The sequence below is a fragment of the Frateuria flava genome (assembly GCF_017837635.1).
Classification (GTDB): Bacteria; Pseudomonadota; Gammaproteobacteria; order Xanthomonadales; family Rhodanobacteraceae; genus Frateuria_A; species Frateuria_A flava.
In genome coordinates this window covers 365,797-373,942 of the sequence record NZ_JAGJRS010000034.1, presented here as the reverse complement: position 1 = coordinate 373,942, position 8,146 = coordinate 365,797, and the positions used below count along the sequence as shown (strand labels likewise).

The window sequence follows — 8,146 nt, the reverse complement described above, 5'->3', positions numbered from 1 at the left end:
AAGTCCCGCACCTTCCGGCGACTGCTGCGCCGGCTGGGCCTGCGGCACGTACGCACGCGACCCTACATGCCCCGCACCAACGGCAAGGCCGGCTGACCATCCGGGGCGACATCCGCACGCGGCAGCGGCGCGACTTCGTGATCGCCGGCTTCGTCAACACCTCGCAGGGGCGCATCGACTCGCAGGTGCATCAGGCCAGCGGTTTCGACAGCACGCAGGCCATGCACCTGGAAGGCGAGCAACGGCCCGATCCCGAGGGCGACAAGCTCTACAGCCAGGTCATCGCGCTGACCAGCACGGTGCAGCAGACCAGCCGCCGGATGGCCGGAACCCGGCTGATCGACTCGGACCAGACCAGCATCAGCTATCCGCTGCAGCTGACCTATCGCATCGCCACGCACGTGGAAAACACCGACGGCTGGTATGCCGACTACAAGCGCACCAACGTGACCGTACTGCAGGGCCGGGTGATGGACGGCGATCATTACTAGCTCGGCTTCGGGCACTTCGTCACGCATGCCGGTGCGCGCTTCTTCTCCGTGCTCAAGGGCGGCGACGAGCAGCCCGATCCGCGCTGGGAGAGCAACGTCCTGCGCAACTACCGCGACAACTTCGGCAGGTGCTACCACGGACAACTGGCCTCGCGCGACGGCGTGATCATCGACCTGTCCCGGGGCGACACGTGCCCTGGCGGCCGCAACCAGGTGCGCTGGTACGCGCATCCGGACGGCACGCCCTACGCCCTGGGCTGGTGGCGGTAGGCGAAACGGTCTTCCGGCCGGGCGAGCGCGGGCCTCCCGGCTGGAGCGAGGGCGCGTTTGTGCGATCGCCGGTTTCCGCGCCGCCCGTAGGGTGTGCCCGAGTTCCTTCACAACCTCGCGTCGCGCGCCGCTTGGCCGGTTGACGTGCATCAACGCCGACGCCCGATATCTCCCTAGGTTCCCTCTTGCGCGCCTGATGCGCGCGCCAAGACCGAGGGCTGCGGCGACATCGCGCGGCAGCCACGCACCGGAATGGAGGACACGATGATCACCCGGAGACAATTCCTGCAGGCGTCGGCTTCGCTGGCCCTGGTGCCCATGCTTCCACGCGAACTCATGGGTGCCACCAGCTTGCGTACGCGGCCCTCGTGGCCGCAGTTCCGCGATGGCCCGCTCTACCAGGCCTTCCTTGGCGCGGTCGCCAAAATGCGCGCCAACACGAACAGCACGAAGCCCGGCAGCTGGGCCTACTGGACGAACGTGCATGCCAACTTCTGCCCCCACGGCAAGCCGTATTTCCTGGCCTGGCATCGCGGCTTCCTGGCGCGCTTCGAGGCACAGCTGCGCAAGGCCTCGGGTAACAGCGCGCTGGTGCTGCCCTACTGGAATTACTACGAGCATCCGCTCGTTCCCGCCGAATTCCGCGACTCCAGCTCGCCGCTCTACGTGCGCAACCGCACGGGCACGGATGTCTCCGGCGCCTGCACCCTGGGCGCCTCCGATCCGGCCCTGATCCATTTTCAGCGCGGCAAGACCGATGCCTTCGAGCCGGCCGTGGAGTCCGCACCGCACAATGGCGTGCACAACCTGATCGGCGGGACGATGAACAACATCGCGGTGTCGCCACGGGACCCGATCTTCTGGCTGCACCACGCCAATATCGATCGCCTGTGGGATGCCTGGGTGCAGGCGGGCGATGGGCGGCGCATGCCTGCCACGACGGCCAGCTACTGGTCCGGTTCGTTCTCCTACGGCAATGCGGTATCGGGAATGAAACGGGCCGATACCTACGCGCCAGACATCCTCGGCTATCGCTACGACGATTCGACCCTGCCGACGAGCCAGCCCAACCGATTGGCGGCACAACGGCCGTCCATCCAGGAGGCCTTCGCCGCCCCGCTGCCGCCGCAGGGTGCATCGCTGGGTGGCCTGGGTGGCCTCGCGCTGGGCTCGCAGTCGACGCGCGTGCTGATCCCGCTGAACGTGGACGGGCGCAACCGCGTGCGGAGCCTGGCCACGGCGCAGGGGCAGGGCACAACGCCCGCCGGCGATGCGCTGCGGATCGTGCTCGATGGCGTCAGCCTCACCGGCGCGGGCTCGGGGGGCGGCTACTTCTACAAGATCCTGTTGAACCTGCCGACCACGGGCCTGGCGCAACCGGAGCAGACCTACCTGGTCGGCACGCTCGGGCCCTTTGAAATCAGCGTTGCACGCCACGCGCGGATGATGGCCGGCGGAGGCATGGCCGCCATGCAGGCGCCGGTGCGGATCGTCATCCCTGCGCAGGAGGTGCTCGGCCGTATCTGGCCCGAGCCGCTGGATGCACTCACGCTCAGCTTCGTGCGCGTCGCTGCGGACGGCGCACCGCAGGGCGACGCGGTGGTGATCGACCGCCTCTGGATGGAGGCCGACTGAAGCGCGGTCGAACCGCCCGCCGGGACGCACGCGCCCGGCGGGCGCGGCTGGTGTGGCAGGCTGACGCAGCCGCCGGTTTCCTGTGGCGCGCCTGACGCAAGTCAAGCGCGGGTGAAGGCCCAAATCTACGCTGGCGCCGAAACCACAGGAGACACCCCCATGTCACGAATGCTGTCCACCGTGCTCGCGGCCGCCAGCATGCTGGCCCTCGCCGCCTGCTCCGGAAAGCAGGCCGCCGATGCGGCCTTGTCCGCCAGCCCCGCGGCCTACGCGGCGCCCGCGCCGCTGTCCGCGCCGACCGACTTCGGTCCGCCGCAGGGCGAGCCGATCCACGCGGTACTCACCAGTCCGCCGAACGTGCCGCCGCCGATCCACCGCAACTACCCGGCCAAGGTGATCGTCGAGCTGGAGGTGGTGGAGAAGGAGATGTCGATCTCCGAGGGCGTCACCTACACCTACTGGACCTTCGGTGGCACCGTCCCGGGCAGCTTCATCCGCGTGCGCCAGGGCGACACGGTCGAGTTCCATCTGAAGAACGCGCCCGACAGCAAGATGCCGCACAACATCGACCTGCACGGCGTCACCGGTCCCGGCGGCGGCGCTGCGTCGAGCTTCACTGCGCCGGGGCATGAATCGCAGTTCACCTTCAAGGCCCTGAACCAGGGTATCTACGTCTATCACTGCGCCACCGCGCCGGTGGGCATGCACATCGCCAACGGCATGTATGGCCTGATCCTGGTCGAGCCGCCGGAGGGCCTGCCGAAGGTCGACCACGAGTACTACGTGATGCAGGGCGACTTCTACACCACCGGCAAGTACCGCGAGAAGGGCCACCAGCCGTTCGACATGGACAAGGCCATCGACGAGAAGCCGACCTACGTGCTGTTCAACGGCCACGAGGGTTCGCTCACCGGCGACAAGGCGCTGACCGCGAAGGTGGGTGAATCGGTGCGCCTGTTCGTCGGCAACGGCGGCCCCAACCTGGTCTCCAGCTTCCATGTCATCGGCGAGATCTTCGACCGCGTGCAGCAGGAGGGTGGCCTGCATCCGCAGGAGAATGTGCAGACCACGCTGATTCCCGCCGGCGGCGCGGCCATCGTCGAATTCCACACCGACGTGCCCGGTAGCTATGTGCTGGTCGATCACTCGATCTTCCGCGCGTTCAACAAGGGCGCCATGGGCATCCTCAAGGTCGACGGCGCGGAGAACAAGGCGATCTATTCGGGCAAGGAAGTGGACGCGGTCTACCTCGGTGACCGTGCCGAACCGAACCTGCACGCGGTGAGCACCGCCGCCAAGGCCGGTGCCGCCGGCACGCTCAGCAAGGAGGACCAGGTCGCCGCAGGCAAACAGCTGTTCACCGGCACCTGCTCGGTCTGCCACCAGGCTAACGGCGAAGGCCTGCCCGGCGTGTTCCCGCCGCTGGCCAAATCCGACTACCTGGCCAAGCAGGACAAGAACCACCTGATCTCGATCCCGCTGCATGGCCTGACTGGCAAGGTCACCGTCAACGGCAAGGAGTACGACTCGGTGATGCCGCCAATGTCGCAGCTGACCGACGACGAGGTGGCGAACCTGCTGACCTACGTGCTCAACAGCTGGGGCAACCCGGGCGGCCAGGTGAGCAAGGACGAGGTGGCCAAGGTGCGCGCCCAGCCGGCCCCGGCGCCGACCGCGGAGCACTGATCGATACCCGGTCGACAGAACAAGGCCGGCGGCAGCAGATCGCTCGCCGGCACTTCTTGAGGTGGCCTTTGGCCACCTCTTTTTTTGGTCGAACCGAATGGACGCCTGGACGTCCGCGGCGGGTTGCCGCACCGCCCCGCCTGCTTGACGCCCGTCAAGCCGCGGGCCCGCCGCGCTACCGAGACTGCGCGCATTTCCCAAGGAGCGACATCCATGCACACGCGTCTCGCCACTGCCTGCCTGCTGGCCCTCGCCAGCGCCCCGGCCTGGGCCGCCGACACGCCCGCCCCGCTGCAACTGGAGTGGGATGCGCGCCTCCGGCACGAGCAGGTCGACAACGACGCCTTCGCCCGCGACGCCCGCGCCGATACCCTGCGCCTGCGGCTGGGCTTGCGCGCCCAGTTCGGCGCGGGCTTCAGCGGCTACCTCGAAGGCGCCGGCGTGGCGGCTGCCGGTGGCCACTACAACAGCGGCGCCAATGGCCACACGCAGTACCCGACCATCACCGATCCGAAAGGCGGTGAGCTCAACCAGGCCTATCTCGCCTGGCAGGGCAACCGGTTCGGCGCCATCGCCGGCCGCCAGCGGTTGCTGTTCGATAACCAGCGCTGGATCGGCAACGTGGGCTGGCGCCAGCACGAGCAGACCTTCGACGCAGTCGCGCTGCAGTGGCAACCCGCGACCGACTGGACCGTGCGCTACGCCTGGCTCGACCGCGTGCATCGCGTCGCCGGGCGTGACGCGCTCCTGCCCACGGCACGCGAGCGCAAGCTCGACACGCACCTGCTCAATGCGGCCTTCAAGCGCGGCATGCAGCAGTTAAGTGGCTACGCCTACCTGCACGAGGACCGCGACGTTGCCACGGCGTCCAGCGCCACCTACGGCGCGCGCTGGAGCGGCAAGCCCGCGGCGGACGGATTCGGCTGGACCTTGGAGGCAGCGCAGCAGACCGACTACGCCAGCAATCCGCTCCACTTCTCACACGCCTACTGGCTGGCCGAACCCGCGTGGACCCAGCACGGCATCACCGGCAAGCTCGGTTGGGAACACCTGGGCGGCAACGGCCACCACGCCTTGCAGACCCCGCTGGCCACGCTGCACGCCTTCAACGGCTGGGACGACCAGTTCGCGGTGACGCCTGCCGGTGGCCTGGACGACCGCTACGCCGCGATCAATGGTGCCTTCGGCCCGCAGGCCCGCATTGGCTGGACGGTTGCCTGGCACGACTACCGCGCCGCCCGCGGTGGCCGCTATGGCAGCGAGTGGGACGGCTCGCTGGGCTACGCCTTCAGCACGGCGATCAATGGCCTGCTCAAGCTGGCCAGCTATCGGGCCGATGGCTTCGGCCGCGACGACGCCAAGCTCTGGCTGCAGGTGGAATGGAAGGGCGTGCAGGCGCTGCGCTGAAGTCGCCGCTCCGAAGCCCTCTCCCCCTGGGGAGAGGGTTTGGTTGGGGGGCGGGGCTCGCGGGGAAGGTCAGCAGTACGTGCGCTCATAGGGGGATGGTCGCAAGAGCGGCCCCTCACCCCAGCCCTCTCCCCGGAGGGGAGAGGGGGCTGAAGCGCGCAGGCTTCGGGAGCGGACCTTGTCCGAAGCACCGAAAGCCCACCACGTTGATCTGCGTCAGCGCGTTGCGCAGCACTCGCGCGGTCCAATGTCGGCATGACTTCACCCATCGAACTCGACCTGCGTCGCCTGCCGCCGCCGCTGCCCATGCAACACGCGCTGGACGCCGCCGACGCGCTGGCGCCCGGCGAGCTGCTCACGATCGTCGCCCCGATGCTCCCGCGTCCGTTGCTGATGGAACTGGCCCAGCGCGGCTTCGACGCCGAGCCCGGCGAGCCGCAAGCCGATGGCAGCGTGCGCGTGCAGATCCGTCGCCCGGACGATGCCGAAACTCCGGCTTGACCAGGCGCCGCCGGCCACGCTGCCGCTGCGCTTCCTGCTCGCCATGCCGTGCTGGGGCGTGGCGGGAGCCGCGCTGCTGCTGGTCGACGGGGATACCGCGCTGCTGACGCGCTGGTATCCGGCCACGCTTGCGCTGGTGCACGTCTGGACGCTCGGCATACTCGGCAACGCGATGTTCGGCAGCCTGCTGCAGTTCCTGCCTGCTGCCGTCGGCGTGCAGCCGCGCGGCTGGCAGGGCGTGCCGGCGTTGCATGCGCTGTTCAACCTCGGCGTGCTGGTGCTGGTGGCCGGGCTCTACACGCAGGCACGCTGGCCGCTGTTGACCGCCGGCGTGGTGTTGCCGGCAAGTTTCCTCTGGCTGGGCGCGATGACGGTTCCCGGCCTGTGGGCCGCCGCCGGCGAGCGGTTGCTGCGCGCCGGCATTGGCCTTGCGCTCGGCTTCGGCATGCTCGCCGCAGTGGCGGGCGGCGGGCTGGCGCTCTTGCTGGGCAGGGGCATCGCGTGGCCGCTGGTTGCGGTCGACGCGCACGCAGGCCTCGGTGTCCTGGGATGGATAGTGCTGTTGCTGGCGACCGTTGCGCGAGTGGTCATGCCGATGTTCCAGGGCACCGGCAGCGTGCCGCCGCGCGTCCAGGCCATCTGGCTCGCCGTGGTGACGACGGGATTGCTCGCGGCGGTGGCGTTGCATCTTCGCCATGCGGGCGATCGCACCTTGCCCCTGGCGATGGTGGCCGGCGCGGCCAGCTTCGCGTTCGGCGCGCTCTGGCTACAACGACGCGTGCCGCGTGCGCGCCATAACGCGCTGTTCCTGCACTGGCGCGTGGGACTGCTCGCCCTGGCGCTCGCCGCGCTGGCGCTCGCCGCGGGGCAGGGGATGGTTGCCGGTGCGCTTGGGCTGGGCGTCGGCCTGCCGTTGCTGGTCGCGGGCATGGCGCTGGAGATCGTGCCGTTCGTCGAGTGGATCGCGCTGCGCCGGCGCGTGCCGCGCGGGGTGCAGTTGCCCGGTGTGCAGCGCCTGTTGCCGGACGCCTCCAGGCGCCGCGTCCTGCTCGCGCAAGGTGCCGCCGCTCCCTTGCTGGTCGCGGCCGTGCTGTGGCCGATGCCGTGGCTTGCGCGGCTGGCCGCCCTCGGGCAACTGGTCGCCTGGAGCGTTCACGGCTACGCGCTGGCGAGCGCCTTGCTTGCCGGCCGCACGTTTCTCCGCCGCGTGGCGCAGCGCGCGTGAGCCGCGGACGACAGGACGTGCGCAGGGTGGGCACCAGCCCACCGTCGATCCGTGGCCGACGGGGCGGTGCGCTGAAACCCACCCTACGGGAGGCGTCCTGCTTTGCCCTGGCGCGCACCCGTGCGGCGATCGATGCGGTGGACGACGGCTTGCTCGTATTGCTCGCGGCGCGTCGCCGGCTGGTCGGCCTGGTGGCACGACTCAAGCCCTGCGCCGGCGCGCCCTCGCGCGATCCACGACGCGAGCACGCCGTGCGCCAGCGCGCCCAGGGCATGGCCCAACGCCTGGGCGTTCCGTCAGTCACCGCGACACGGCTGCTCGACCTGGCCATCAGCGATGCCTGCATGCAGCAGGGCCTGGTGGTTGACCTGGATCAGGGCGAGCCCGACGGTAAGCCGGTCATCCTCGATGGCATGAACCCCGACCTTGCCCGCGCCACGCCGATGCTGCGCCTGCTGCCGCCGCCACGGCACCTCGCCCCCTTGCTGCGCGTGGTTCCGGCACGCTGGCAGCATGCACTGCTCGAACGCGCCATGGCGCGCGTGCTGGCTGCGCCATTGGCCGAACACGCGCTCGATTTCATGGCCGGCCGCCGGCTCGGCATCGAAGTCACCGACCTCAGGCTGCGCTGGGTGCTGACCCTGCACGAGGGCCGCCTGGTGGTGATCGACGACACGCCCGAGGCCAGCGTGCGCGGCAGTGCCACCGATCTGTTGCTGCTCGCCAGCCGCCTGGAAGACGCCGACACGCTGTTCTTCCAGCGCACGCTGGTACTTACCGGCGATACGGAGCTCGGCCTCACGGCACGTAATCTGCTCGATCGCCTGCCGTGGGAATCGGTGCCGCTGGGCCTGCGTATCGCACTCAACCGCGGCGCCCGCCTTGCCCGCGCGGCACGCGACGCACACCACGCCTGACCCCACAAGGATCG

8 protein-coding genes are annotated in these 8,146 nt (G+C 69.5%); all 8 read left to right on the top strand.

Annotated elements, in window-relative coordinates; genetic code table 11:
• The first annotated feature begins 137 nt into the window (after positions 1-137).
• Entirely contained in the window at positions 138-491 is a 354-nt protein-coding gene (locus J7I44_RS16705) for a hypothetical protein (RefSeq protein ID WP_209623316.1), read from the top strand.
• A gap of 48 nt (positions 492-539) precedes the next feature.
• Positions 540-761 (top strand): hypothetical protein, encoded by a 222-nt coding sequence (locus tag J7I44_RS16700; RefSeq protein WP_209623314.1) that lies wholly within the window; start codon positions 540-542, stop codon positions 759-761.
• A gap of 264 nt (positions 762-1,025) precedes the next feature.
• Positions 1,026-2,396, top strand: coding sequence for a tyrosinase family protein (locus J7I44_RS16695; protein WP_245188239.1), 1,371 nt, complete (start codon positions 1,026-1,028; stop codon positions 2,394-2,396).
• 159 nt (positions 2,397-2,555) lie between these two features.
• A complete protein-coding gene (nirK, locus tag J7I44_RS16690) occupies positions 2,556-4,082 on the top strand; it encodes a copper-containing nitrite reductase (protein WP_209623312.1) in 1,527 nt (508 codons plus the stop codon).
• 213 nt (positions 4,083-4,295) lie between these two features.
• Positions 4,296-5,489, top strand: coding sequence for an alginate export family protein (locus J7I44_RS16685; RefSeq protein WP_209623310.1), 1,194 nt, complete (start codon positions 4,296-4,298; stop codon positions 5,487-5,489).
• A 255-nt stretch (positions 5,490-5,744) separates the two neighbouring features.
• Entirely contained in the window at positions 5,745-5,990 is a 246-nt protein-coding gene (locus tag J7I44_RS16680) for a DUF2249 domain-containing protein (RefSeq protein ID WP_209623308.1), read from the top strand.
• Positions 5,971-7,215, top strand: coding sequence for a hypothetical protein (locus J7I44_RS16675; protein ID WP_209623306.1), 1,245 nt, complete (start codon positions 5,971-5,973; stop codon positions 7,213-7,215). The genes J7I44_RS16680 and J7I44_RS16675 overlap by 20 nt, the downstream gene beginning before the upstream one ends.
• Positions 7,212-8,132 carry a ubiquinone anaerobic biosynthesis accessory factor UbiT gene (gene ubiT, locus J7I44_RS16670; protein WP_209623304.1) on the top strand — a complete coding sequence of 307 codons (921 nt, stop codon included), beginning with the start codon at positions 7,212-7,214 and terminating at the stop codon, positions 8,130-8,132. The genes J7I44_RS16675 and ubiT overlap by 4 nt, the downstream gene beginning before the upstream one ends.
• Positions 8,133-8,146: the final 14 nt, after the last annotated feature.

Coding starts and splice junctions, on each gene's coding strand:
- J7I44_RS16685 (WP_209623310.1), top strand. CDS start 4,296: ATGCACACGCGTCTCGCCACTGCCTGCCTGCTGGCCCTCGCCAGCGCC.
- J7I44_RS16695 (WP_245188239.1), top strand. CDS start 1,026: ATGATCACCCGGAGACAATTCCTGCAGGCGTCGGCTTCGCTGGCCCTG.
- nirK (WP_209623312.1), top strand. CDS start 2,556: ATGTCACGAATGCTGTCCACCGTGCTCGCGGCCGCCAGCATGCTGGCC.
- J7I44_RS16680 (WP_209623308.1), top strand. CDS start 5,745: ATGACTTCACCCATCGAACTCGACCTGCGTCGCCTGCCGCCGCCGCTG.
- J7I44_RS16675 (WP_209623306.1), top strand. CDS start 5,971: ATGCCGAAACTCCGGCTTGACCAGGCGCCGCCGGCCACGCTGCCGCTG.